This window comes from Mesotoga sp. Brook.08.YT.4.2.5.2. (assembly GCF_003351125.1).
Taxonomy (GTDB): domain Bacteria; phylum Thermotogota; class Thermotogae; order Petrotogales; family Kosmotogaceae; genus Mesotoga.
On record NZ_JPGZ01000040.1, the window covers coordinates 125,014 to 151,945 of the forward strand.

Here is a 26,932-nt window from a genome sequence, read left to right on the forward strand (position 1 = left end):
AGGGGGAATTGCTACGAAACGAGGAGTTGTCCGGATTGCGGCTAACTTTGTTATGTGAACGAGTTCATTGTGAATACATAATAAATGAAGTTAACCGTCAACCACTCAAAGAGATTATACAACTTATTTTTAAAGAAATCAAACCGTCTTTATTATGTAAATGGATGTGCAAATTTACATATTTAGGTCTCCGATAACTCCACAGTCTTTCATCAAATTGCCAGTACTGAGCCAGGAGAATTCAGGAAGCGTTATTAGTGAAACACCTTGAATAATGTAATTGTTACGTTCTTAGCATAGTATGATTGTAATTACCTTGTTTTGCTAATCGTCCACGGGAGGTTTCTTACTTTGAGGGTGTTAATTACTGGCGCGAGAATGTGGTATGCGATCAATGCTATCAGACTTCTGGCTAAAAATGGGCATGATGTTTTTGCTGCGGATAGCAGTAAGTTCAGTGGGGGCCTTTATTCGAGGTACTTAAAGGGGAAGTTCGTCTATCCATCGGTCAGCGATGATAGCGAAGGATTTATCAACGAGATTCTGGAAAAGACAGATAAAATGAAGATAGATGTGATATGCCCGACGTTTGAGGAGGGCTTTGTTATAAGCAAGTACCTGCATCTTTTTGAGGGTCGGGTCAAAGTTCTGGTGCCTTCATACGATCACATCAAGCTTCTTCATGACAAATTCACTATGACAGATTACGCGAGGTCACTTGGAATATGTGTTCCTAGAACAGCATTGCTTGGGGAATTTGAGCCTAACGGCAGTTCGTTCCCGCTTATAGTGAAACCGCGTAATCAAAGGTCCGCCGAAGGAATAGTGAGAGTAAGTTCTTCCAAAGAGTTCGAGAAGATATCGAAAGCGCTAGATGGAAAGAGATTTCTTGTTCAGGAGTGGAAGCCGCCTCAACAAATATGTACTACTGGGTTCGCCTACAATGGTAAAATGATAGGAAATGTTATCTACAAGAATGTAAGAGAGTATCCGGAATCCGGAGGGATAGGAACTTGCAGGATCTCCATTGAATGTGATTCGGTCTTGAGAGACGTTGAGAAAATCGTCGGCAACCTCAATTACTCGGGATTCATATCAACGGATTTTCTCTATGATAAGGAAAGAGACGAGTATTATCTGGTTGATGTTAATCCGAGGATGAGTCCCGGACTCTTGGTGGCATATTGTTCGGGAGTAGATATGGTAAAGGCATATATGGACTTGGTGACCGAGAACAGAGCCGAGCAGATTATGTCGCCAGAAGTGGGTAATGGCACTTATACAACTGCATTGGAAATAGGCTGGTTCTTCAGCGTGCTGTTCAAAGGAAAGTTTGGTAAAATGAAAGCCTTCTTCAAGAACAGAAAGAGACTGAGAGACGACTCATGGGACATCCGTGATCCGGCACCGTTCTTTGTGATGCTAATGTCAATGCTTTACACAGCGATTCTTGGGCCTCTTAAGGGTGGCCAGACTAAGAGTTTTTCTCTGGGAGCAACCTGTGATATAGAGAGCCTCTGTGAAGAGGCGGACTCGAATGAAGTGAGGAAAGCCGTTTGACCTTTGATCGATGAAGAGAGCCCTTTGTCCAGTCCTTCTTCTCGATTTGCTGGTAGGAAGGAACCCTGGATCATCGTTATTCCAATATCTGCTATAATGATTTTTGTAGAACAGGCTTGAAAAGTATCCCTTTTCCAGATGCACTTGTTTGTTGTTTTCAGCAAGAAGATCCAGCTAGCAGGTTTTTTGGAGTGATAAGCATGGGAGTGTTCGAAGGTTTTAACAAGACGGTGTTTGTGCTTTCTTATGTTCTCTTGGCGGGTGGTGGACTACTAGTCTCAATCTTCATGACACCTCTGCGAGATCCTAGAACTGAAGCCAGAGTACAGGGTTATCTTTACTCTTTTTGGGAGACTATTAGAATACCGGCAGTGGCTACTTTGTTTGTGATTGTTGGCACTGCCTTATCTATCATACTGATCAGTTCACTGTCGATTATGTGGAGTTTGGTCTTCTTCGGTTCAATCGCCTCTGCCGCGCTCTTTTGGTACAAGGCAGATCGGTTGATAATAAAGGGGGCCAGTGATCCCAGGTCGATGGTAGAGGTCGACAAGAAGAGTTTTCATAGATATCTGATATACTCAGATCTTTGCATATTATTGTCAGCGGTTTCCATCGCGTTCTTGATGTTATGAGGTCTCATCAAGAGTTTCAGAGAGCCTGTCAAGTTCATCATCCAGCATTTCTCTTTCCTGGAGTATTTCTAGAAGTCTTGATTCAATTCTCTCTATGCCAGTATAAAGGTCTTGAAGTTTTTCGTAATCTGTTGAGAAAAGGCCCATCTTTAGCTGTGCCGTTTCCAACTTCCTTGATAGTTCGTTCTCTTCAACTTCCAACTGCTGAAGTCTTTCAAGGACTGACTTTTTCTTGTTGGATAGTCTGCGCCGCTCCTGAAAGGTTAGCCTCGCATATTCGTTGCCCGTAGAATCGATGTTTCTCTGGTTCCTTCTAAGGTATTCTTCAACAGAAGATACCGCCTTTAACTTCTTCCCATCTATCATCAGGAAGTGATCACATACGTTCTGTACGAATTCTCTGTCATGTGACACTAGGATTATGCAACCCTCATACTCTTTCAGAACCTCTTCAAGGCTCTCAATAGACCAGATATCTAGGTTGTTTGTAGGCTCGTCCATCACTAGAACGTTTGGTTTCGATAGAATAAGTTTTGCCAGTGCTAGCTTTGTTCTCTCTCCTCCACTCAAAGATGGAACTGGTTTGAACACATCATCGCCCGGGAAACCGAATCTTCCAATGTACTTCCGCACTTCGTAATCCGGCTGCCCCCGCATCAATTGCCAAATCTCGCTTATCACATCATTAGATGGGTTCAGATCTTCAGTAAGCTGCGACAGGTAGCCCCAGCGAACATTATGACCCCAAGTTATTTGCCCAACGTGCTCCTCAAGATTCTCAGTTATTATCCTCAGCAAGGTTGTCTTCCCACTTCCATTGGGGCCCAAAAGTCCAATCTTGTCCCTCCTGTGCACTTCTGCAGAGGCGCCGTTGAAAAGTTTCTTGCTTCCAAATCCGAACGACAGTCCTTCGATCTTCAAAACTGAGTAGCCGGTTCTGTCTGGCTGAGGGAGTCTGAACTTAGTTGGCCTGATTTCCTCGTCTGGAAGATCTATAGTTTCAAGCTGATCCTTGAGTCTATCTCTTTGCCTCTCCTTATTAACTGCTTGTTTTATGAACTTCTCTTGACCCCAAAGTCTGTATCTTTTTGCAACTGCATCCAGCCTATCAATTTCTCTTGAAAGGTTCTCTCGTGTCCTCAATCCACTCTTAACCATGATCTCTCTGTCAGACTGATATTTGTCATATGTTCCGGCGAAATCCCAGAGAGATCCTCCATTCAGCTCCCAGAATCTGTTTCCAACATTCCTTATCAGATACCTATCGTGAGTGACAACCAGGAGCGCACCTTTATAGCTCTTCAGGAAATCAACCAACCACTCCGTTGATTCAAGATCCAGATGATTAGTTGGCTCGTCTAGCAAGAGAATATCGTGGTCGACAAGAAAGAGCTTTCCAAGTGATATTCTTGTGAGTTCTCCTCCGCTGAAGGTTTCCAAATGTCTTTCCCAATCTTCTTCGTAGAATTCCAAACCTACCAAAATGCTTCTCACTCTTCTATCATAAGAATAAAACTCTTCCGTATCCAGAGGAACATTTGATTTGTCTTGCAGGTAGTACTCCATAAGCGTCATTTTCTCATCGGGAATTCTGCTCTGAATCTGATAACCAATCTTTACGTTTGACGAATGGAAAACCTCTCCTTCAGTTGGAGAAAGCTCTCCTGCTATGATTCTCATTAGGGTGGATTTTCCGCTTCCGTTCTTACCGAGAAGGATAATCTTGTCTCTCTTGTCTATTGAGGTTGAGACTTCATCAAACAGGAAGTCCTGACCATAATCATGTCCCACTTTGCTAAGAGTTAACAGCATATAGCTTCCCTTCTTGTTCTTTGTCAGTCATAATGATACAACATCTCCGGCTGTTTTGAAGTTTGAGCTGTTTCTGGGCGATTATGCTACAGAGACTTGTGTTATCTTTGAATATGCGGTGAAACCGGGTGGTGTATTGATTTGAAACTCTGGTTACCTTTTCTCGTTGTCGTAACGGCTTTTCTGGCAATATCGTATATTTGGGGCTTCAATTTCTTCAGAAGTCCCAGCCAAGTTTTTATTCAGTATGAAAGGGCTATGCTTGATTACACCGCTCAAATTCGTCAGCAGCAGGAAGCCGGTTCTAAGGCAGGTCTCAATGAGAGGGAAATCGCGTTCCTGAGAGAGCTGGCGATAGTTGAGCTTGAGGGTGACATGAAGAGTCTGGTGTTTGATTTCCAAAAAGATTGGCCTTTGATGCAGCGTCACTACATCCAGTACGCGCATCGATCCGGCGACTGGTTCATAGAAGGATTGTCCGGATCGCTATATACTCAAGATGATCCTGAGTACAGTAGTTTTCTTGAACTGTACGAGTTGCAGGACGATCCAGATAGTTATTGCCTCATATTCATCCCTGGATCCTCCGAGAAAAACGTTTTCACGGAGTTCAGCGGTGCGAGGGTTTACTATCTGCAAAGAACGATCTGGGGTTACAGAATTGAATGGAGTAGATCTTTGATTGATCTGATTCTCGATGTGGCTATTTCGTCTGCTTCCGTGTAGCATAGGTAACCCATCGTAAAGAATTCGTTAGCGGAATACCCATAATGAGGAGCCTTTGTGAGAATCTTTCATGTTATCAGGATCTCATTTTCTGGTATCCTTTTATAGAAGCGATTTTATTCAGTTATTGTTGGAGGATATGATGTTCTTGAAGAAGATCAGTCGAAGAATAAAAGATAGGAAGATGTCAAAGATAGAGAGAAGAATAGAGAGATCACAAGGGGACGAAGAGAGGAACAGACTTCTCGCTGAACTGATGAACATGAAAGTAGAAATCGGAGATATAGAAGGTGCTTTTGAAGCTGCGGTTGAGAGACTAAGACTTATCACAAGCGATGAGTCGTTTGAAGACTTCTCGGCCATCTTCAAAAAGTTTGATAGACCTATGAGAACAGCTGCAACCAGATCTTTGATCAGACTTGCCGGAGAATTCGATGAGAAACTATGGGAAAGAGTTATGAGATTCTTCTTCAGCAAGGAGCCTGATCTAGCCATAGATTTGGCAACTGCTTGCTACAGGATTTCTCGAAGAGTCTTTTTTGTGGAGGTTGCTCTCCAGAATATTGAAATGACCGTTGCTTCTGCAAGTCGAGAGAGGCTTTCCAAGATTAAGGAGATGTACATGAACACGATTGCAGAAGTGGGAGAGATTTCGAGAGAGGATCAGCTAGCTATTCTCAAGCGCATCGTAGTCTCCAGTGAACTGACTATAAGAGATGAGCTTCTGTATCTGGAACTTTCTATAATGTATGGTCTCGTCACGTCTTCAGAGGAGGATTTGCGTGAAATCGCTGAGAGAATAGTCGAAAGGTTTGATGGCTGTGGGTATTCTTTTAAAGGAAACGAAGCGTCGTTTCTTATCAGGCTTGATCAAATCCTATCAAGGATAGATCGATTTGAAGACAAGAAAGCTCTGCTTGAAAAGATTAGGCTTCTGGATAAATCTGTTCCAGAAAGTGTTAACGAGATTTGCTCAGATGAATCAAATGATATTGAATTGATCAAGAAAAGAATTTCGGTCTCTGAATCAAGATCCAAAAACAGAAATGCGAGCAGAGAAGACCTTGAGGAGCTCGCCAGGGATTACGAAAGACTTATAGAGATTCTCCAACTACCGGAAGATAAGCTTGTTTATATAAGGAAACTGGGGGTTTTGCTCCGAGACCGTCTTGAAGAACATCATAAGGCTCTTGAAATCTTTGAAAAGGGCTTAAGGTTGAGAGGCGATGATGTGTCTCTCTGGCTTGTTAAGGGAATGACTCTCGAAAAGATCGCAAAAACCGAACGTGAACCCGACAGGGCTTCACTATACTGGAAAATGGCTTACAACCATTATCATGCTATTGCAGAGGCTTTTGAAGAACAAGAGATAAAGCTTGCAGCAATCGAAAAGTGTGCAATGATACAGTCTGAAAGGCTAACCAAGATCTAGCCGGCTATGGGATAAAAAGTGAGCGTCAGGAGGTGCTCTTTGAGGTTCTCGGACAAGGCGGTCTTGATTACCGGCGGTGCTAAAGGGATCGGGAAGGCAATAGCACTTGGCTTTACAGAATCTGGAGCGCTTGTAGTCCTGATGGATATTGACGAATTGGCCGGTAACGACACAGTGCAGACTATTAAAGGGCTTGGAGGTCAGCATTTGTCATTCAAGGAGATGTCTCTTCGGGAAGAGATGTTAGGAGAGCTGTTGATTATGCCGCAGCGCCAACAAGATCGATCAATACGCTAATAAACAATGCAAGTATCGCTTGGACTGGAACGATTCTAGACAGGTCGATAGAAGACTGGAAAAAGGTTCTTGAAGTCAATCTCACTGGCCCTTATATGATGACTAAGTACTGTGTTCCTTATCTGATGAATTCTGAAGCTCCCAGTTTAGTTAACATTGTCTCAACCAGAGCACTAATGTCTGAACAAGACTCAGAACCTTACTAAGCTTCAAAAGGTGGATTACTGGCTCTTACACATTCACTGGCTATTAGTCTTGGACCAAAGATAAGGTAAACGCTATCAGCCCTGGAATGATTGACGTTACAGACAGGGGAGCCAATAGTAGTTCCAGTCTGAGTGAGACCGCTCATAAAAAACATCCTGTGGGTAGAGTAGGCAGACCAAAGGACATAGGGAAAGCGTGCCTTTTCCTGGCAAGTGATGAGTCCTCTTTCATTACGGGTGCCAATCTGATTATTGATGGCGGCATGACTCGGAAGATGGTTTATGTCGAAAAGAGGTGGTGAAAGTTGAACCGAAGACTCGAAGGAGCTAGAGTTAAGTCACTTATTGAGATGCTTTCTGGATATCATAGAGTAAGAGGAAGCAGGGATTACACCAAATCAATGCATGCCGTTATTGATTACCTTCTTCGTGGGGGACTTCCGGAGGAAAGATTCAAGATATTCAGTTACCCGGCAGACGGAGTTACGAGAACGGGAAATACTCTGTCTACTCTTGCATGGGAACCGATATATGGAGAACTGTGGCTGGAAGATCCCGAAAGGGTTTTCATAACTTCGACAGCAGTCACGAAGGTTTCCCTTGTCTCGGGGAGTGGGAGCACAGAAGGCTGGGAAACACTTCCTCTGGTTATCTATGATGGTAAAGGAGACTATTCGAAAAAGGCGGTTTTGGCAAATGATGATCCGGCAAAGGTCTTTCAAAACGCAGTAGTTGAGGGTGGAGCGAGGTGTCTTATCTTATGCCACATGAGGAAGGCTTTTGAGGAAATAGGCCGTAGCCTGGATAGTTTACCTGAAATGACCAACTTTCTGACTATTCCACACGATAGAGAATCCGCAAACAGGAATACAGTTGCGTTTTCTGTGTCGAAGGAGAAATTCGATCTTCTGTCTGAACGCGTAAAAAGGAGCTCTTCACTTGTAAGATTCAGGGCCGAAACGAGACTTACAGAGGGCGAATTAGAGATTCTGCAGATAGACGCTACAGGCTTTAACGAAGGTCCTGAGGTTCTTCTGACTGCTCATCTATGTCACCCCTCTCCTGGGGCCGATGACAATGCGAGCGGTGCGGCTCTCGCTGCAGAGATTGCAAAGGTTCTTAATGACAGCGGATTCCCGTATTCCGTAAAGGTTGCTCTGGTTCCCGAGTATCTAGGTAGTGTTCCGTATGCTCTTCAACTCAAGAATGAGAGCCGTCTCCCTGTTTGCACTATAAACTTCGATATGGTTGGTGCCGATCAGGATAAGACAGGTTCAACCTTCATTCTTTCGAAAGTGCCACCATATCTTCCTCAGAGATGGGGAAGGACTCTTGCTTACAACATAGAAAGGAATATGCCGTCTAGTTCCGGTTATCCATTGAAGAGATTTGGCGAAATCCCATTTATGGCCGGATCTGATCACTGCGTATTCACGACTCTAGGAATTCCTTCTCCGTTTATGGGCCATCTGCCAGATAGATACTACCACTCTGATTTCGACACACCTCGCATGATGGACGAAATGGAGCTGGAATGGGTGGGGTTATCAGCTTTAGAAACTCTCGATCAGCTTGTCCAGCCTGATCCTAATGTGCTTCTAAGTGTTAGGGGCAGAATGATTGGCGAGCTATATCAGATTCTAAACAGAATAGCTGGAAGGGAGGGAAGTGACGATATCTATGATCTTCTCATCTCTAATTTCGAGGGAGATTTACTCAGAAAGATCTTCAGCAATTCAGGCAATCTCCCCTCGTTAAGCCCTCTAGAACCAACATTTGAGAGTTCTCTGGGCCTAGAATGGATTAAGACATTTCCTCAAGAGCTAAAGGAGGAGCTGGCTATAGATTTCGCCAGCATCGCGGATTTTGTGGTAGGGGGAGCTGCCTTGATCGGAGGTAGGGAATCCGTAGAGCTTCTTGCCAGCATTCACTATGATGTGGAAATTGAAAAAGTCAGAGTAATTACCGGCTGGATGATAGATAAGGGGTTGCTTAGATCATGATATCAAGAAGACTCTGTCTTTTCGCCTTCATGGGGCTTATTGCAGTTCTCGGTTGTGCGAAATTTGAACTGAAGGCAGAAAGTGGTTTTGCGATGCCTTGGAATGGATTTCTTGAACAAGCTGGTTCGGGGAAAACGGATCTTCTCGACAGAAGCAACTTTCGCGCGTATTTCATTCCGACTGCAGGATATGAGTTTTTCCAGGATCACCTGATCGAAGTGAGTATTGTGCACTTCTCCGTGAACAGCTCACTCGAAGCAACAGGAACAGAATCACTAATTACTTACGAATCAATGTTTAGGCAAGATGTGCTCTCAGTAACTTACGGATATGCTCTCCCCGTTCTGGATCGTTTTTCTCTTCAACTTGGAGTTCAAGGACGTCTGTTATTCAAGCAGATTGATCTTACGGGTTCAGAGCAATACAGCCGCAAAATGACTGATTTTGGTTTTGGCCCGGCAGCAGATATAAAGTTAAAGATGAATGATCAGGTTTTCGTTGCCTTAGAGGTAGCAACAGGGCTCGGCAAAGGGAACGGCTTTATCGATTTTTATACAGGACTCCACTTTGAAGGCCCGTTTTATTACGTGAGAGCCGGTTCAAGATACTGGTCTTTGACCAATTCTTTCGATGGAGACAGGTTGTTCCTTTCGTTTGTAAGTCTTGGCGCTCAGTTTTGCGCATATTTCTAGGGTTGATTCACAGCAAAAGAAAGTGGATTGAGAGAGGAAATTCTCACAATTCCAAGTACAGGAACGCTGAATTTCTCGAGTAGAGAGCGCCCCTCTTCAAAAGTTTTCTCTATTACTGCCGCGAAGCCTACTAAGGATGCACCAGTTCTTAGAGTAAGCGTTGCAAGAGCCTCAATAGTCTTGCCGCTTGCCAAGAAGTCGTCAACGATTATTACTCTGTCTTCTTTGCCAAGATAATCAAGGGAAACATTTAGTTCCACTACTCCCCCTTTTGTATGAGAAGGAGCCGATTCGCTAAGATAATGTTGCATAGTAATGGGCCTCCTCTTCCGTGCGAAAACAAGCTGAGCTCCCAAATCACAAGCAGCCATTAGAGAGGGAGCTATTCCGGAACTCTCGGCAGTCAATACTTTTGTGACTTCGTAATCTCTGAAAAAGTCAGCTATCAGTTCTCCAGCACTTTTCATAAGTAAAGGGTCAATCTGATGGTTCAGAAAGGAGTCCACTCTCAGTATACCGTTTCCCATAACAGATCCTCTACTTCTTACTGCTTCTTCTAGGGAGGAGACTATCTCTTTTCTGGAAAGATTGGATTTGTTCATCGATCAACCTCCAGCAAGTTTATGGTACTATAATCAACTATTTCTGTATCTGTTTCTTGAAGGAGAAATTCCTTTTGTGTAAGGTATGTTTGGCATGGAACCTTTGCCGGAAAGAAATCGAAGGAGAGTCCTCAAGGAGGTCAAAGAAACCTATGTGTTCAGAGTGTCTTCTATGAGAATTGGGGAGACAAAGATCACTTCAATTTTGCTTAAGTCATTTCTTCCAAGAGTGGACGCAATGTATGATTAATAGTGCAAAACTTTTATGGAGGTGGTGTAGTGAAGCTGAGAATAACCGTACTTTTCATAATCGTGATGATTGTTGCGTCAGTTTCATTTGGGAGCTATTTCAACGCGAACAATATTGGAGGTTCAGTTGTCTATTTTCCATTGCTTCTAGGGATTTTCTCTGTAAATGGCTACTACAGGTTGGGTCTTGAAGTCTTCGGCGGTTCTCAAACCGGCAGTCTTCGATTTACTCCAACAATGCTTTACGCAGGACCTGCCTTGTCATATTCGGGTGCGCTCGGGAAAATCTCAGGTCTCGAAGCGGGTATTGATGGTCGTTTAGTAACTGGGATTGAAAGCCTTTCTTTCAACTTGTTTGGCAGAAGGTACATGGTTTCCATGGGCCTTAGAGGACAGTTTATGTTCTCTTTCTATGAGTCGACAGATAGATTCAAAACAAGACTCTCTCCAGAAACAGGTTTTGTTGATGTGACCAAGATGACAGATAGGTTCAAGTTCTCACTTTTCCTCTGGCCTCTTCCCGTCCTCTTGGGATTCGACATGTATTTTTAGGAGAAGAGCCCCTTATGGGGCTCTTCTTATTTCTGAACAAGCTTCATCGGTTCTCCGCAACAGACGAGTTCTCCTCCGCCGGCTTCTTTCACTTCAACCACGTTTCCGCATATCTCGCATCTGTAAACTTCTCCAACGTTTTTTACTTTCATGATCTCACTCTCCCTTCTGATTAATAAACTTTGCAGACCGATCCACAGTCTGATGAATTGGAGGTGCGGACTATGGAAAGAGTCTTCTTTGCTGTTCTAATGACGATATTTATCATCGCTGCTGCAAGTGCTACGTATCAGGAACCGCAAACTGTTTTTAACACTTATTTGCAAGACGGAACCTTTGTCTATGGCGGTAGTGTGGTGTTGAGCTGGGACGTTGTTGTCAGGAACAGCTCCGTTGTGTTGAGCAATCTAGATCTCTGGATATCAAACAGGGATTCCGGAGCAAGAGTTAGTCTTAAGTCATCACCGTTTATCGATGTCGTCAGTTACAATCTTTACCTTGGAACATCTCCGACTCCGCAGCTTTATGCGACAACGAACTCAAGTACTTACTTCGTAGACAGACTATCTCCAAACACTATATATTACTGGCAAATAGTAGCAGTCGATGCAGCTGGCAACAGATATCATGGTCCGATATGGTACTTCTTGACCAAGTGATCAAACCACAGGGTTAGGTGGCTCCTTTCCTTCAAGAACGGCTGCAACGTTGCGTCCTACAATAATTGCCATCTCTTTTCTTGCTTCACTGGTGGCAGATCCAATATGGGGAAGAAGAACCACGTTGTTCAGTTCTATCAACTCTTGAGGCACATAAGGTTCTTCTTCATATACATCTAGGCCAGCTGCGGCTAGTCTTCCGGTCTTAAGCGCCTTTATCAGTGCGCTTTCATCGATGATCTCACCTCTGGCAGTATTAACTAGAATGGCTCCTGGTTTCATCAATGAGAGCCTCTTCTCGTTCAGCAAGTGATAGGTTTCCTTAGTTAGAGGAGCATGAAGCGACAGAAAATCAGAACTCTTCAGTAACTCTTCAAGACTCATATGCCTTACATTCAATCTCTCTTCTTCTTGAGAAAGAAGTGGTTTTCTGTTGAAATAAAAGACGTTCATTCCGAACACTCTAGCCCTTTTCGCTACAGCTTTTCCAATTCTGCCAAGTCCGATTATGCCCAGATTCTTCCCGGAGAGAGAAGGGCCGGTTAGCAAATCTGGCTTCCATCCAACGAATTTGCGCTCTCTAATGAAACTGTCTCCCTCTACGATTCTTCTGCTGGTTGCCAGAATGAGTGCCATTGTCAAATCTGCAGTGGCATCGGTAAGAACTTCCGGCGTATTGGTGACTCGTACTCCTCTCTTTCTTGCCTCCTCAATATCTATGTTGTTGTACCCGACTGCGTAGTTTGCGATAACCTTTAACTTTGGCAGTGAAGATATGACTTCTGAATCAATCTTGTCCGAGAGAAGAGTTATCAGTGCTGACGCGTCTTTGCCTTCACGAATTATCTCTTCTTTCTTAAGAAATCTGTCTTCAGTGTTTCCATAGATATCATAGCCCTTCAGAAGAAGCATACCTTCATCGGGGATCTTGTAAGTGAAGAAGACTTTGTCCATTGAGCACCTCCTAAGAAGATGATATCATTATTAGTTATTCTCAAAACCCGATAAGTTCACTTACAATGCTTTTTCCGGTCTTATGACAACTTCAGAGGCTCTCAAATCAATTATCACTTTCATTCCTTCAACCAGAGATCCATCGATTATCATATCGGCAATCGGCCCCTCCACAGATTTCTCAATCAACCTTCGAACTGGCCTAGCACCGTATTCTCTGTCATAACCTTCTTTTGCTAGATACCCAAGTGCTTCCTTGCTGATCTCAACAGAAATCTTCTGTTCAGCGAGTCTTTTCTCCATTTCTGCTATCCTCATCTTGACTATGCCTTCCATTGCTTTTTCGTCTAGGGGTCTGAATAGCACTATTGAGTCCAATCTGTTAATGAATTCGGGTCTGAAAGCTCTTCGTAAGATCTCCCCCACAACTGATTTCATTTGGTTCTCATCACTCATTTCAGTTAGTTCCTTAGAGGCCAAGTTACTTGTCATGATTAAGATCGTATTCGAGAATGAGACGGTCTTTCCCTTTCCGTCTGTTAGCCGACCGTCATCCATTATCTGTAGCAGCACGTTGTGAACTTCCTTGTGAGCCTTCTCAACCTCATCAAGAAGCACAACAGAATAAGGTCTCCTTCTTACCGCTTCAGTTAGTTGACCACCTTCTTCGTAGCCTACATAGCCGGGAGGAGCGCCTATAAGTCTGGAAACAGTGTGCTTTTCCATGTATTCGGACATGTCAATCCTGACGATTGCATCTTCGCTACCGAATAGGATGAAGGCAAGTGCCTTTGCAAGTTCCGTCTTTCCTACTCCGGTTGGACCCAGGAACATGAAAGAACCCCATGGCCTATGAGGAGCATTGAGGCCTGCTCTGGCTCGTCTGATTGTTTGAGAGACGACGTTCACTGCTTCTTCCTGATCCATGAACCTTTCATGGATTATTGACTCTAGGTCGCGAAGCTTTTCGCGCTCGGACTGAAGCATCTTTCCAGCCGGAATTCCCGTCCACTGTTCAACTACAGAAGCTACCACAGTTGGTGTTACGGCCTTTCCAAATGACTCATCTGACTCCCATTTCTTTTTCTCTTCGCGAAATTCTCTGCTTTTTCTCTCGGCCTCCGTTTTCAACTCTGCAGCAGCCTGATACTCTCCCTTTTCTGCAAGTGAGGTTATCTGAGAGTCGAGGTCCTTGAGCTGACGGTCAAGAAGTCTTAGTCTTTCCGGCATGTAACCCGTTTGAAGTCTCACAAATGAAGCCGCTTCGTCAACAAGATCTATTGCTTTGTCTGGAAGATAACGGTCAGTTATGTACTTCACGCTAAGGTCGACGGCTGTTTTTAAAGCATCATCTTCGATTTTTATCTCGTGGTGCTTCTCGTAAGTAGATTTCAGTCCTTCAAGAATTCTATAGGTTTCCTCAGGGGTCGGCTGATCGACCATAACAGGCTGAAAACGTCTTTCGAGGGCTCTGTCTTTTTCAATGTACTTTCTGTATTCATCAAGAGTTGTTGCACCGATGCATTGTAGTTCGCCTCTGGCAAGAGCTGGCTTCAAGAGATTTGCAGCATCCATAGATCCCTCGGCTGAGCCAGCTCCTACAACGCTATGTATCTCATCTATGAACAGGATTACTTCACCAGAGAGTTTTCTCACTGAATCGATGATGTCCTTCATTCTCTCTTCGAATTCTCCTCTGAATTTCGTTCCGGCGACCAATCTACCCATATCCAGAGCCAAGACGCTCTTGTTATTCAAGTATTCGGGGACATCGCCACTCACAATACGTTGAGCCAAACCTTCTACAATTGCGGTTTTTCCAACTCCCGGTTCTCCGACGAGCGCGGGATTGTTCTTGGTTTTCCTTCCAACAATCTGTATTACCCTTCTGACTTCATCTTCTCTACCAATAACTGGCATAAGCTTGCCTTCCTTTGCAAGCTGAGTAAGATCGATTGTGAACTTCTTCAAGGAAGAAAGATTCTCATCCTCTTCTGCGCCGCTTTTTGTTCGGCCCTTGAGAATCAATGTGTATATATTATCGAGATTGATCCCGTATTTTGACAGGAGTCTGCTTGCAACAGCAGAGGTCTCCCGCACCATCGCCAGAAGTATATGTTCGGTTCCAGTTTTCGAATCATGCATTCTTCTCGCTTCACTTCGGGCATTCTCGAGGATGTGCCTGGCCTCCGGAGTGATATATATCTGGTTTGTTGACTCTCGGCTACTTCCATAACGGCCGATGACTTCTTCAACATCTTTCTTCAGAGAATCTATGCTGATGTTCTTCCCGTTCAGTATCTCGATGGCGATATTATCCCCGTCTTCGAGCATGGAAAGAAGTATATGTTCCGATGCGAGCTGATTCTGCCTGTATCTCATCAGGATGTCTTGAACATCCATGAGGATTTTTTTTGCCTTCTCGGTGTACTCTTCATAGTTGATCATCACTGCACCTCCAAAAAAAGGGCGCCCGAAAGCGCCCTCTTAGTTTTTCTCTAACGTTAATCGATCTTTACTTGGATAGCTTCTTTCTTGACTTCTTCTTTTTTGGGAAGCTCGAGTTTTAGGACACCGTCTTCGTATTTCGCCTTGACATCATCACTCTTAACGTACTCAGGAAGCCTGAATATTCTCTGGAATGCTCCGCTATATCTCTCGTAGCGGTGGTAGTCTCTTTCTTTTTCCTCTCTTTCAAGCTTCTTCTCGCCTTTGATTGAGAGAACATCATCTTCTACCTTGATTTCGAGTTCATCCTTCTTGATTCCAGGGATGTCCATTTCGATAAAAACTGAGTTATCCTTTTCGTAGATGTCAACTTCCGGACTGAACATCCCAGCTTCTTTCGACTGATCATTCAGACCTCTGAAGGCTTCATTAAAGAGTCTGTCCATCTCTCTTTGAATCTCCTCGAAAGGTCTGAAAACATCACTTCCTCTTCTGATAGCCAACATATTAACACCTCCATTCTTAGGATCTCTATGATTTCTGCTATTTACTGTCTTCCGGCGGTATATACTCGGTACCACTGTCACTATCATTATTATCACCTTCTTGTGGGACTCCGTCTGCAGGAGTTTGAGCCTGGGCTTTCTGGTAAACACTCTGTCCAACTCTCATACTTTCCTTCTGAAGCTGGTCAAATAGCAGCTTTATTCTCTGAATGTTGTCTTCGTTGATCGCGTCCCTCAGGTCCTTCACGAGACCTTCGAGCTTGCCACGATCCTCAGAGGATATCTTGTCGCCGCTCTCACTAAGGAGTTTGTCTATACTATATGCAAGCTGATCGGCTTGATTCTTCAACTCAATTTCCTGTTTCTTTTGTTTGTCCTGTTCTTCGTATTTCTTTGCTTCCTCTACCACTCTCTTTATTTCTTCTTCTGACATCTTCTGTCTTCCACTTACCACCATGGATTGTTCTCTATTGGTTCCCAGGTCTTTTGCGGAGACGTGAACTATTCCATCGCTGTCAATATCGAAAGTCACTTCAATCTGAGGAACTCCTCTAGGAGCGGGAGCGATTCCGGTAAGCTTGAAGCTTCCAAGAGACATGTTGTCTCTTGCCATAGTTCTTTCTCCCTGGTAGACCGCTACCTCCACTTCCGTCTGCCCGTCGGCCGCTGTAGTGAAAACTTTCGATCTCTTGACTGGAACGGTAGAGTTTCTCTCGATGATCGGTTCCATCAAACCGCCCATTACTTCTACTCCTAAAGTCAAAGGAGTGACATCTACGAGCACAAGATCACTTTCTACACTGCCGGACAGTATTCCGCTTTGCAGAGCTGCTCCGATAGCAACGGCCTCATCTGGATTTATGTTCTTGTTCGGGTCTTTGCCGAAGATCGATTTGATGAAACTTTGAACCATTGGAATCCTTGTTGAACCTCCTACAAGAAGCACTTCATCTATCTCTTTCGGAGAGAGTTTTGCATCGCTCATTGCTCTCTCTATCTGCTCTCTGGTGCCTTCCACAAGATCCTTTATCAGAGACTCTAGTGTAGATCTAGTTATCTTCATTTCAAGATGCAATGGTCCATCGGCAGTTGCAGTTATGAAAGGCAAGGAAATCTCCGTTTCAAACTTTGAAGAAAGCTCTATCTTTGCTCTTTCTGCGGCATCCTTAAGCCTCTGGAACGCCTGTTTGTCTTTTCGAAGATCAACGTTGTTCTTCTTTCTGAAGTCTTCCGCTATATGGTCAATCAACCTCTGGTCGAAGTCATCTCCACCGAGGTGGTTGTTGCCCGACGTTGACAAGACTTCGACTACACCGTCACCTATATCCAATACGGAGACGTCGAAGGTTCCTCCACCCAAATCATATACTATGATCTTCTTATCCCCGCGTTTCTTGTCGATTCCGTAAGCTACGGCAGCTGCTGTTGGTTCGTTAATGATCCTCTGGACTTCCAGTCCAGCAATAATACCAGCCTCTTTTGTGGCCTGCCTCTGAGCATCGTTGAAGTATGCGGGACAAGTAATTACCGCCTGTGTTATCTTTCCTCCGAGGTAAGCCTCGGCGTCGGCCTTCATCTTCTTCAGAATGTAAGCGCTTATCTCCTGAGGCGTGTATTCCTTATCATCAATCTTCACCTTGTAGTCGGAACCCATTTTTCGCTTCACAGATCTTACTGTTCTGTCTGCATTTAGTATCGTTTGTCTCTTGGCGGGTTCGCCGACAATGATCTCTCCCGTTTTGCTGAAAGAAACTATCGATGGGGTGGTTCGATTCCCCTCAGCATTGGGAATGACCTCAACGTTACCGTCCGGCTTCACCCACGAAATAACTGAATTTGTAGTTCCAAGGTCAATACCAACTGTGTATTCCTTATTTGCCATCTGATTTCCCTCCTTGCCACCAACTCAACATCTACAAATCTATTATAGGTAAGTGGAGTGCACCTGTCAAGAAGAGATAATCATAATTAAGACATAATATAAGTCTTTGCTAGAGAGGATAGTTTAGATCTAAATAATTACATAATTAAATCGTATAGCGTTCTTAGTATAAGACTGACAATAATCACTGGTTTTTTGGTTGAACTCTGTCCGGGACAAAGCCGGTTGCTAGCCGATCTCCTTACTGGATACAGTTAGGATTCCGTTCTAGGGTTTCTCCAAGAGAGATAAGATCAGTTATTTCTATCTTCGAAGGATGCTTCTCAAGAATTGTGGGGTACTTCAGCCCTGACCCTGTGAGAACTGCAACAACAACAGCTCTCTTCATATTCACTTCTTTTTGCAGTTTGTTCAAAGCTGCGAAAGGCACAGCACTGGCTGGTTGGGCGAAGAGCCCCTTTTCAGCCAGATCTCTTTGAGCTTTAAGGATACTCGCTTCATCTACTGCGACAGTTATTCCATCAGTTTCTCTCAAAATCTTCAGTACTGCGTTCCCGCTTGGAGGGAAAGGATTTTCGATAGCATGAGCGACAGTACAAGGATCGATAAATCGCGAGACGGTTTCAGCCCCTTGTGAAAAGGCCAGATGTATGGGGCAGCATCCCATCGCCTGCGCTACAACAATTCTCGGGAGGGTATTCGAGAATCCAAATTTCTTTAGTTCGCGAAAGCCTTTTTCGATGCCCCTCAAATTGCCTCCAGAACTTGTTGGAACAACAACAAAGTCAGGAACCTTTTCACCTAACTGAAGAAATATCTCGAACGCAATCGTCTTCGAGCCTTCAACCCTCATTGGAACATCTGAATTTGCCATGTAAATCCCGGCTTTCGCGCCAATTTCTACAGACTTGTGGTACAGGTCACCGTAGTCTCCCGTAACCTTGAGGACTCTTGGTCCATATATTGCGATTGGAGCTATTTTCTCTTCTGGAATGGAATCTGAAATCAGGATCGTTGTTCTCAGATTTGCTCTCTTTCCATAGGCGGCGACGGAAGCCCCCATGTTGCCCGTAGAGACTGTGCCGATTTGTCTGTATCCTTGATTTATAGCGTCAAGCGTTGCCAGATAGCTTCCCCGATCCTTAAATGACCAGGTGGGGTTTATCGACTCGTTCTTAACGAACAGTTCCAGTCCATCAAGAGTGGTATTCTCCAGTCTTGTTAGTGGAGTCAATCCTTCTCCCATCGAAAGAAAGTTGTTATCCTTCAGTTCTGGTAAAAGATGAGAAAAGCTCTCCAACATTTCTGATCTTCTGAATTGAAGCTTAATGAGCTTCTGGTTTTCGATTACGATTTCCAGTGGTTCTCCGCACGTGCAGCGGAAGTATTCTTGAGAATACTCTTTTCCGCAAGCAGTGCAGATTAGTGTCGAATGTTTCATCATATCGCCTCTTTCAGAGCCTTATTTCATAGACTGAATACTCTGCCTTTTCTTCGAATCTAGATCCTTAGCAATTGAAATTGATGGCAAGTTTTCGTAGTTGCAGTGCCAGTCAATTATCAGCCCCCTGGACAAGAATTCATTTGTGTATGCCCGTGATACGGCCAAACCAAATCCCCTCTTCCTATACTCTGCGACCATCTCCAAACCAACTTCAACTCTATCATCGGATCTGTAAACACCTATGCACCAGCTTAGTATTACACCAACCCTGACTATCATGTAGCCATCGCTCTTATCAATGAAGGAATCGAGATCTTCTTAGAGTGAATATATCCATCCCTCAACAGCGAGGGAGTTGACCAGTCCTGTCTCAAACGTTCTTTTCGTAATCCTCTGTAGGGAATGATCCATCATGAAACCTGATACATCTCGAGTGTCTAGTTGACGCAACTGAAAGAGCTATCTTTTTATCTTTTTTCTGGGATTCATTAACCCAAGAAGATCTCCAAGTCTCTCAAAAAAATCAGTAGCTGAATAGACGTTCAGTGAAGGTATCCCTCTCGCTTTTGCTTCGGGGATTAGCGTTTCAGAGAAGAACTCAAGAAGTATCGAATCTGCAGCCCCGACAATATACCCTCCAATTAGTACAGTATCACAGCAGTTCCATACAACAGCCAATTGTGGCTAGTCGGGGTTATCAGTGTAGACCGCTCCCCGCGTGTTTTGATGGAGGATCGAAAGATATGCGAGGTTTTGAGCGAGCTCTCCGAAAAGGTAATCAAGACTCTGAAATCTTCCTGGTTCGGTCTGAAAAAGCAATTCCTTCTCCTTTCATTCACGGCTTTTCTATTCTACTCCGTATCTTTCCTGCAACGCAAGAGAGCACAGTTCTTTGTTTTGCGAATCATAAATGATAGATTATCTCAGGAGGTGTTATATTGGAGGTCAAGGGATTTGTCGAAGTCAACGGTATTACTTACAAACTCATTAGCCGACAGAAAAGCGCACACAAGAAACTGAGGATAAGAAGCAAAGGACCAATGGGCATCCGTCTAGTTACTGAAGAGAGTTTTCTAAAGGAGAATGATGAGTTTCTCAAAAAGCTTCTTAAGAACTCAGAGATAGATATCCCGATAGGCAAAGATGATGGAGATATTGATGAATAGTTCTGCAGATCAATATAAAGAGATTTGCGAGAATATGCCCTCGGAAGAACAACGGATTGTTGAGTACAACGAAATCCTGCAATATAGATTGAACAGTGTTTTGCCAGGACTTCTCGAAGAAGAGGAATTTGATGCCTGGATGGTAATAGGAAGGGAGAATAATGAAGACCCGATAATCAAGACACTCCTTCCCGGTTCGTTCAATGGGGCAAGCAGAGTAACCGCGTTCCTGTTCACGAAGGAAGAGAGATTCGTGCTGTCTCCTTACGGAAGTCGAATGGAGGAGTTCTATCAATGCGCTTGGACAATTGAGGAAGGAGATGTCTTCAAATCAATAGCTAAGCTTCTGAGAGATTTGAAGATAAGAACACTCGGTCTGAACTTTTCAGAGGATTTCGCGTTGGCCGACGGAATTACTCATTCGCTTTTCGAGTCTCTAAGACAGAAGTTTGACGATCATATACATCTCGTGAGCGCCGAGAGAATCGCTGTAAATTGGTTGCAAACAAGGAGTGAGAGGGAGATTGAAGTCTACAGAAAGCTCGACAGGATTGCACACACAATAATTGGTAACGCCTTCTCTAGAGAGAATATCATTCCGGGGGTTACAACTACCAGAGATATCGAAATTCGACTGAAAAAACTCGCATCGAATCTCGGTTTGAGAACCTGGTTTGGCCCGGATGTAGACCTTCAAAGGCGTGGCGCAGAAGATCCCAGAAAGATCGGAGTGATTGAGGGGGGAGATCTCCTTCACTGTGACTTCGGTTTTATTTACAGTGGTCTCGCGACGGATACCCAGCAGATGTTTTATCTGAAGAGCGATGAAGAGAACGATCTGCCGGAAGGGCTAGATGATGTGATAAGGAAGACAAACGAAGTTCAGGATATTCTGGCACGGAATTTCATAGAAGGTATAAGCGGAAACGAGTTGCTAAGCATCTCCTTAAGAGATGCAAAGGAAAGGGGTTTGGACGCGACAATCTACTCTCACCCTGTAGGGTATCACGGCCATGGGGCCGGACCGACCATCGGTCTATGGAATAATCAGGAGAAGATCCCGGGTACAGGAGATCTCAAGATCAGGAATTCGACTTGTTTTGCTATGGAGCTGAACTGCCGGTCTCCTTTGCTCTCTTGGGATGACCAGCCGGTCTACGGATTCCTTGAAGAAACGGTCGCTTTCAGGAACAACAAGATCGACTATCTAGATGGAAGGCAGGAAGAACTATTCATTTTATAGGAGGTGAGAATTCGTGAAAAGAATTCTTGTTATTATCTGTATTGTTGCCTTGACTACTGTGCTGGGGTTGTCGAATGAGCTGGTGAAGTCTTCAAACACAATGATGGTATCTCAACTGGCCGCTCTTGAGATCCAGGAGAACCCGTCAACGGGTTATCTCTGGCATATTTCCGCGGAACCGTCAGGTGTGCTTAGAAACTTTCTTGAAGAGCATAACGCACCGAGTCTTATGCCCGGGGCTCCTTCTGTAAAAGGTTGGATAATGACCGCGGCAAAGGAAGGAAAGACGCTGATCACGCTAAAACTCTTCAGAGAGTGGGAAGGAGAAAAGCAATCGGTAGACTTCAGGGCGTTAACCGTCGATGTCTCTGGGGAAGGAAAAGGGCAAGTTGATCTGAAGCTTCTCATGAACGAAGTGAATATCGGCTCAACCTTCACCATCACTCTAGAAGAGAATGCGAGCACAGGGTACACATGGCATTATGAGATACTCGGAGATGGAGTTAGGGAAGTCGCAAAAGATGTAGTGACAGACACTAGCGGAAAGGTCGGGGCTCCCTCGAGAGTTACCTGGACCTTCCAGGCGGTTGATGAGGGTAACACCTCGATCGTTTTTCGATACTTCCGTGAGTGGGAAGGTGCGAAGTCTTCGATAGACTTTGAAGCGTATAATGTCGCCGTGCAGCAGAATTGAGCTTTCTTGACTGATAGGGTTATTTAATGAATGTATAATGCTAATGAGGTGATAGCGAATTGAACATTTCGGGAAGCAAGCTGCAGGTATATCTTACTTCAGCGGCGATTCTTGTCATATCTGTAATTGTCTTTTCCCTGCATTCGATTGAGCCGGTTAAGTTACTGGCGATATTGAGTGAGATGGTTGTAATCGGAGCTTTACTTGTCGCAGCCTACCTTCTTGGAAGCAAGGAGCTTCATCGGGGGATTCCTGTCGGCCTTATCCTGTTATCGTTGTCAACGTATTTCGATCTAGTTGAAGCACTAACCGGGATGGCAGCCTACGAATTCATTTCATTGGGACTGCTGGCTGCGGGCTTCCCAATCCTTCTAGTTAACGTTATCTACCACTTAAGGGAGCGTAAGAAGAGAATCTCCGAATTCACCGCCGTTGTAAACAATTCGCTTGATGGAATACTTATTCTCGATCTATCAGATAGGATTCTGCTTACTAATAGAACCGCATGTGCTCTACTGGGATACAAGGAAGAAGATCTTGTGAACCGGGCTTTTTTCGGTTTTCTCTCTGAGAGAAGTGAGAAAGCTTACAAAGAAGCGAAAACATCTCTGTTTGCTGGTCAAAACGCTGCTTCGTTTTCAGGTGAATTGATTACTTCCGATACGTCTAGATTAAATGCGGAAATCAATCTAGTGATAGGAAGAGATTCAAAGGAGGATCCTGATTCGATAGTTCTTACCTTTAAGGACGTTACTCATCTTAGAAAGATTGAGTCCGCTCTGAGTGAGCAAAGCAAGTTCCAAAGAGTTCTTAATGAGTTAATCACAGAGGTACTTGAAAGCGATTTCGACGAAAAGACCTACAAGTACTTTCTTATGAAGTGTGTGAAAGCCTTTCCAAGAGCAGATGCAGCTGCCTTTCTTCTCAAGCAAGATGACGGACGTTTTCACTTTGTTGCCACATACAACTATGACTTTGAAGAATTGAAGTCAGTTTCCTTCAGTACAGAAGAACTAATCCAGAAAGGAAGTGATAAGGTAGTTGTTATAAAGGACTACAGTGTTGACTACCGAATGGAAAATGAACGGCTCAAAAGGATAATTAATGGAGGAAGGCTGCGAGAAATAATGAGTACTCTATCTATCCCGATAAAGATCGATGACGAAGTGAAAATGTATTTCAACCTCGACAGTTTTAATTCGCCGACTGCTTTTGACGACGAGGAGATAATTAGCACTGCAATAGGGTTCGGAAAGGCGATCTCGGTTCTTCTGTTGAGAATTCAGACTGTCAATGAACTCAGAAGGCAAAGGGAGCTAATGGAAAGACTATCAATGGAAGATCACCTAACAGGCCTTCCGAATCGCAGAGCCTTCTTTGACTGTGCAATGAGGCAAATAGAGCTCTCAAAAAGGAATGGGGAAGAAATGGCTATCCTGTATCTCGATCTCAATGACTTCAAAGGAGTTAACGATACTCTTGGCCATGACTTCGGTGACGCTCTTCTTAAAAGCATTGGGAAACGTCTAAGTTCGATCTGCCGTAAAAGTGACTTAACTGCAAGAATGGGTGGCGATGAATTCGTGTACATTCTGCCTTCAACGGGAACAGAAGGGGCCATAAAGGCTGAAGCAAAAGTGCATGAAGCCTTTGATGAGCCCTTTTCTGTAAAGGGAAGACGTGTAAAGCTAACTGCCAGTGTGGGTATCGCAGTATATCCAGAAAACGGCAAGACAATAAGAGAACTGCTGATTGTTGCCGATGAAAAGATGTACAAAAAAAAAGAGAGCCTGTCTAAAGAAATAAAGAAAGCAACGATAGTTTGATAAACCATGCTCTGTCAGTTAAACGCAGCTTTCAATCGCTTTCATAACGACTTCCGGTTGGCAATACTCTGCTTCGTCCTAAGAGTGGAATTGGCTGCTATATATAGCATGATTCATGCTAGGATTGTTTGTCGGAGCTAACACATTGTCAAGCAATTCCTAACCTGAAGCCCTCATATACACTTGATTATGCGAAATGTTTCCTTCCATCGCGAGGAGGTATCTATGAAGATCAAGTTTTTTGCTCTTATAACCTTATCCGCAACACTGATCATTATGCTTGCGGGGTGTCCGACCCCTACCAAATTCACATTGACTGTCACGACTGCGCCGGAAACCGGACTGAGCATCAGCATAGCTGGCATAAGTTATGACTCACCTAAGACGGTTACTCTCAATGGCGGCACTTCAACGGATATTGGCGTTACCGCTCTTCAAGAGAAAGATAGATCGGGTCAGGTAGCAGGAACGGATACTAGTTTCACTTTTGTTCAGTGGAGCGATACGGTCACCAGCAACCCGAGAACTATAACCCTCAATTCCGATATGACTTACACGGCAGAGATGAAGGTCGATTACAAAGTGACAACATCGACCAGTCCAGCAGGCGGAGACGTTGCTGGCGCAGGATGGTACACTGCGGGGACGGTTAAGAATTTCACCGCACCAATAAGAGCAGGTTATACATTCAGCCATTGGCTTGTAAATGGGACAAACTCGGGTTCCTCGATGACTCTTGGCGTTACAATTAACGAGCCTAAGAACGTTGTTGCCGTTTACACTGCAAATCAAGTTCCGTGTAATTTGACTGTCACCACCTCTCCAGATCTGGCACTTGACATAAGAATCGACGGGACGCTTTTTACTTCACCCAAAGGAATGATTGTGAACAGTGGAACAACGAAGCAGATCTCGGCAGTGACTCCACAGCAGAAGGACATATCACCCTGGCTTACGGGAATAGACTCGAGATACGTATTCAGTAGCTGGAATGATGGCAATGCTTCGAATCCCAGAAATGTGACGGTCAACTCTGATATTACATATACTGCAGAAATGGACACCGAGTATCGCATCACCGTTGATTCCTCACCATCAGAAGTCGCTGAAGTTGCCGATTTCTGGACAGAAAGAGGCACTGAATGGCTGTTCGACTTCAGCGGCGATGTCGGCCCTTACAACTTCAGCCATTGGTATGTCAATGGCCAAGATGTAGGAAGTGCACGTCCTCTAGAGTTATATTTGGACAAACCGTATCATGTTACTGCAGTTTTTGCGGAGCAGCAGCTGCAATACACTCTTACGGTTACTACATCTCCGGAAACCGGATTGAACATCAGCATTGGTGGTACTAACTACACTTCGCCGAAGACAGTGACTCTCAACAGCGGAACTTCAAGAGCCATCGAAGTTACTTCCCCTCAAGAGAAAGATAAATCAGCTCAAGTGACAGGAACTGATACCCGCTTCACCTTCATACAGTGGAGCGACACGAATACTAACAACCCAAGAACGATTACCTTGAACTCAGATATGACCTATACCGCAGAGATGAAAGTAGAGTACAAAGTCACAACGGATACAAACCCGGCAGGCGGAACCATAGAAGGTGCAGGGTGGTATATCGCGGGCACAGTGAAGAACTTCACCGCACCAACAAGAGCTGGTTACACCTTCTCTCACTGGGTAATAAACGGAGCGAACATGGGAGATGCGAACCCCATAACTGTTAACGTCAATTCTCCCAAGAACGTTATTGCACACTACAATGCAGAAACCACGACGAAGAATATCTTTGGAACCGTTACCCCGTATACGGGAAACATAAAGACAGCGGACCTGAATGAGATGGAGATACTCTCCAATACGGAAATAAGAACGACGAACGACAAACCGGAATACATCGAGAATGAATATCTATTGAAGGTAGAATCATTCAAGGAAGCTGAGGGATCATTCTCCGCCGCCTCTCTTCCCGAGATACAGTTAATTGACAGAATAGAAGACTACTACAGTGAACTGAAATACTTGCACGTAAGAACGACTGCTAGCGAAGAGGAGCTGAGAGGATTGCAAGGGGTTGTCCAGGTTTCTAGAAACAGCACTTTCTATGCGCTTGAGACAACACCGAATGATACTTACTACTCGCTACAGTGGAACTACCCGCTGATCAATTTACCTCGAGCTTGGGACTACACGGTTGGCTCCAGGAGTGTGGTTGTTGCGGTAATCGATTCGGGATTCAGCACGAGTCATCCCGATCTTGCAGGAATTTTTGAGTCCGGTTATAACTTTATAGACAACAACACTAATGTCTCGGAACCGAACACTTCCGAAGACAGCCATGGAACTCACGTCGTTGGAACGATAGCCGCTCTTACAAACAATGGTAAAGGCGTATCTGGAGTTACCTGGGGAGGATTTGGAATCACCTTGATCCCGATCAGGGGAATCAAAGATGCAGCAGCTCTTATGAACAGCATAATCTACGCAGTCGATCATGGGGCGAAGGTCATTAATATGAGTCTTGGAGGAGCTTCAGACAGCCCGGCCGTATATGATGCTGTGAAATACGCGGCCAGAAATGGAGTAGTTATGGTCGCAGCTTCTGGAAACAATGGAGACGGTAATATACTTTATCCTGCCCGCTATCCAGAAACTATTGCTGTTGGAGCGATATGGGAAGACGAAGGCACAATCAAGATATCTCCTTACTCATGTTATGGGTCTGAGCTTGACGTTGTGGCACCGGGAGGATATATGAGATCAGGCACCGATCCAAACGGAATATACAGCACCGGATGGACTCCTTTGGGCAACACCTATATGTATATGCAGGGAACATCGATGGCCACACCACATGTAACTGGCTTAGTTGCTCTTCTTATGGGAGCCGGGTTGACCGATCCCGATGATATCAGAAGTGTGTTGCGCAATACTGCAGTTGATCTTGGAACACCGGGCAGAGACTACTACTACGGCTGGGGACTAATAGACGCGGAAGCGGCTCTCGATGCCATTACCTCGCCGCAGGAGTTCAAAGTCTTCTTGAGAAATCCGTCAACTGGCACCAATATTACCAGCACCAACCTATCTGACTCAGGTGCATACCATTTCAGTGACGTAAGCAATTCTCAGGTCGAAATCTTCGCCTGGAGGGATATGGACGAAAGCGGAACGATTGACACTGGAGATCTTCTTGGATATTACAACTATTCAGGCGGCAAACCCAATCTAAACAACGCTCAGACGATAACTCTCTCCGGTGGCGACAACTGGATTGACTTCCAGTTCGCCCCGATAATTGGAGATTGATCCGGTAGAAACGATGAATCTTGCAGGCA

The 26,932-nt window shown here is 44.5% G+C and carries 22 protein-coding genes and 2 pseudogenes; 15 read left to right on the plus strand and 9 right to left on the minus strand.

What is annotated here, in order from left to right:
* The first annotated feature begins 357 nt into the window (after window positions 1-357).
* Both Q502_RS10850 and Q502_RS10855 read left to right on the plus strand, forming a co-directional pair.
* Window positions 358-1,560 carry an ATP-utilizing protein gene (locus tag Q502_RS10850; protein WP_243392328.1) on the plus strand — a complete coding sequence of 401 codons (1,203 nt, stop codon included), beginning with the start codon at window positions 358-360 and terminating at the stop codon, window positions 1,558-1,560.
* Window positions 1,561-1,760: 200 nt separating this feature from the next.
* On the plus strand, window positions 1,761-2,195 hold the full coding sequence (locus Q502_RS10855; RefSeq protein WP_099829855.1) for a hypothetical protein: 435 nt from the start codon (window positions 1,761-1,763) through the stop codon (window positions 2,193-2,195).
* Here the strand turns inward: Q502_RS10855 and abc-f are convergent.
* On the minus strand, window positions 2,190-4,007 hold the full coding sequence (gene abc-f, locus Q502_RS10860) for a ribosomal protection-like ABC-F family protein (RefSeq protein ID WP_099829856.1): 1,818 nt from the start codon (window positions 4,005-4,007) through the stop codon (window positions 2,190-2,192). The two genes, Q502_RS10855 and abc-f, sit on opposite strands and share 6 nt — an antisense overlap.
* Window positions 4,008-4,148: 141 nt before the next feature.
* Here abc-f and Q502_RS10865 point away from each other — a divergent pair, with 141 nt between their 5' ends.
* The 6 genes and pseudogenes from Q502_RS10865 (at window position 4,149) to Q502_RS10885 (ending at window position 9,363) form a co-directional block, all read left to right on the plus strand.
* Window positions 4,149-4,733, plus strand: a complete 585-nt coding sequence (locus tag Q502_RS10865; protein ID WP_099829857.1) for a hypothetical protein — start codon at window positions 4,149-4,151, stop codon at window positions 4,731-4,733.
* A 142-nt stretch (window positions 4,734-4,875) separates the two neighbouring features.
* Window positions 4,876-6,165, plus strand: coding sequence for a hypothetical protein (locus tag Q502_RS10870; protein ID WP_099829858.1), 1,290 nt, complete (start codon window positions 4,876-4,878; stop codon window positions 6,163-6,165).
* Window positions 6,166-6,183: 18 nt separating this feature from the next.
* Window positions 6,184-6,668 (plus strand): annotated as a pseudogene (locus Q502_RS15120) (SDR family NAD(P)-dependent oxidoreductase).
* 86 nt (window positions 6,669-6,754) lie between these two features.
* A complete protein-coding gene (locus Q502_RS15125; protein WP_099829861.1) occupies window positions 6,755-6,970 on the plus strand; it encodes an SDR family oxidoreductase in 216 nt (71 codons plus the stop codon).
* Window positions 6,971-6,973: 3 nt separating this feature from the next.
* Window positions 6,974-8,671 carry a DUF4910 domain-containing protein gene (locus Q502_RS10880; RefSeq protein ID WP_099829863.1) on the plus strand — a complete coding sequence of 566 codons (1,698 nt, stop codon included), beginning with the start codon at window positions 6,974-6,976 and terminating at the stop codon, window positions 8,669-8,671.
* Window positions 8,668-9,363 carry a hypothetical protein gene (locus Q502_RS10885; protein ID WP_099829864.1) on the plus strand — a complete coding sequence of 232 codons (696 nt, stop codon included), beginning with the start codon at window positions 8,668-8,670 and terminating at the stop codon, window positions 9,361-9,363. Before Q502_RS10880 ends, Q502_RS10885 begins: the two co-directional genes overlap by 4 nt.
* On the opposite strand, the gene xpt is transcribed toward Q502_RS10885, so the two are convergent.
* Entirely contained in the window at window positions 9,360-9,965 is a 606-nt protein-coding gene (xpt, locus tag Q502_RS10890) for a xanthine phosphoribosyltransferase (protein ID WP_099829866.1), read from the minus strand. The two genes, Q502_RS10885 and xpt, sit on opposite strands and share 4 nt — an antisense overlap.
* A 279-nt stretch (window positions 9,966-10,244) precedes the next feature.
* Here xpt and Q502_RS10895 point away from each other — a divergent pair, with 279 nt between their 5' ends.
* Window positions 10,245-10,766, plus strand: a complete 522-nt coding sequence (locus Q502_RS10895; RefSeq protein WP_099829867.1) for a hypothetical protein — start codon at window positions 10,245-10,247, stop codon at window positions 10,764-10,766.
* A gap of 26 nt (window positions 10,767-10,792) precedes the next feature.
* On the opposite strand, the gene Q502_RS10900 is transcribed toward Q502_RS10895, so the two are convergent.
* Window positions 10,793-10,918, minus strand: a complete 126-nt coding sequence (locus tag Q502_RS10900) for a desulfoferrodoxin FeS4 iron-binding domain-containing protein (protein WP_099829869.1) — start codon at window positions 10,916-10,918, stop codon at window positions 10,793-10,795.
* A 72-nt stretch (window positions 10,919-10,990) separates the two neighbouring features.
* On the opposite strand from Q502_RS10900, the gene Q502_RS10905 reads away from it, so the two are divergent.
* A complete protein-coding gene (locus Q502_RS10905) occupies window positions 10,991-11,425 on the plus strand; it encodes a hypothetical protein (RefSeq protein WP_099829870.1) in 435 nt (144 codons plus the stop codon).
* On the opposite strand, the gene Q502_RS10910 is transcribed toward Q502_RS10905, so the two are convergent.
* The 6 genes and pseudogenes from Q502_RS10910 to Q502_RS10935 all read right to left on the minus strand — a co-directional run.
* Entirely contained in the window at window positions 11,426-12,379 is a 954-nt protein-coding gene (locus tag Q502_RS10910; protein WP_099829872.1) for a D-glycerate dehydrogenase, read from the minus strand.
* Between the two features lie 60 nt (window positions 12,380-12,439).
* A complete protein-coding gene (locus tag Q502_RS10915) occupies window positions 12,440-14,827 on the minus strand; it encodes an ATP-dependent Clp protease ATP-binding subunit (protein ID WP_099829873.1) in 2,388 nt (795 codons plus the stop codon).
* Between the two features lie 56 nt (window positions 14,828-14,883).
* A complete protein-coding gene (locus Q502_RS10920; protein WP_099829875.1) occupies window positions 14,884-15,333 on the minus strand; it encodes an Hsp20/alpha crystallin family protein in 450 nt (149 codons plus the stop codon).
* Between the two features lie 37 nt (window positions 15,334-15,370).
* Window positions 15,371-17,215 carry a molecular chaperone DnaK gene (dnaK, locus tag Q502_RS10925; protein WP_099829877.1) on the minus strand — a complete coding sequence of 615 codons (1,845 nt, stop codon included), beginning with the start codon at window positions 17,213-17,215 and terminating at the stop codon, window positions 15,371-15,373.
* 241 nt (window positions 17,216-17,456) lie between these two features.
* On the minus strand, window positions 17,457-18,656 hold the full coding sequence (locus Q502_RS10930) for a threonine synthase (protein ID WP_099829879.1): 1,200 nt from the start codon (window positions 18,654-18,656) through the stop codon (window positions 17,457-17,459).
* A gap of 21 nt (window positions 18,657-18,677) precedes the next feature.
* Window positions 18,678-18,962 (minus strand): annotated as a pseudogene (locus Q502_RS10935) (GNAT family N-acetyltransferase); the annotation flags it as partial.
* A gap of 635 nt (window positions 18,963-19,597) precedes the next feature.
* Here Q502_RS10935 and Q502_RS10945 point away from each other — a divergent pair.
* From Q502_RS10945 to Q502_RS10965, 5 genes are all read left to right on the plus strand, one after another.
* Window positions 19,598-19,825 carry a hypothetical protein gene (locus Q502_RS10945; RefSeq protein WP_099829884.1) on the plus strand — a complete coding sequence of 76 codons (228 nt, stop codon included), beginning with the start codon at window positions 19,598-19,600 and terminating at the stop codon, window positions 19,823-19,825.
* On the plus strand, window positions 19,818-21,068 hold the full coding sequence (locus Q502_RS10950; protein WP_099829886.1) for a M24 family metallopeptidase: 1,251 nt from the start codon (window positions 19,818-19,820) through the stop codon (window positions 21,066-21,068). Before Q502_RS10945 ends, Q502_RS10950 begins: the two co-directional genes overlap by 8 nt.
* Before the next feature lie 13 nt (window positions 21,069-21,081).
* A complete protein-coding gene (locus Q502_RS10955) occupies window positions 21,082-21,762 on the plus strand; it encodes a protease inhibitor I42 family protein (protein ID WP_243392318.1) in 681 nt (226 codons plus the stop codon).
* 59 nt (window positions 21,763-21,821) lie between these two features.
* Window positions 21,822-23,588, plus strand: coding sequence for a GGDEF domain-containing protein (locus tag Q502_RS10960; protein WP_099829888.1), 1,767 nt, complete (start codon window positions 21,822-21,824; stop codon window positions 23,586-23,588).
* 225 nt (window positions 23,589-23,813) lie between these two features.
* Window positions 23,814-26,903 carry a S8 family peptidase gene (locus Q502_RS10965; protein WP_099829889.1) on the plus strand — a complete coding sequence of 1,030 codons (3,090 nt, stop codon included), beginning with the start codon at window positions 23,814-23,816 and terminating at the stop codon, window positions 26,901-26,903.
* The last annotated feature ends 29 nt before the right edge of the window (window positions 26,904-26,932 follow it).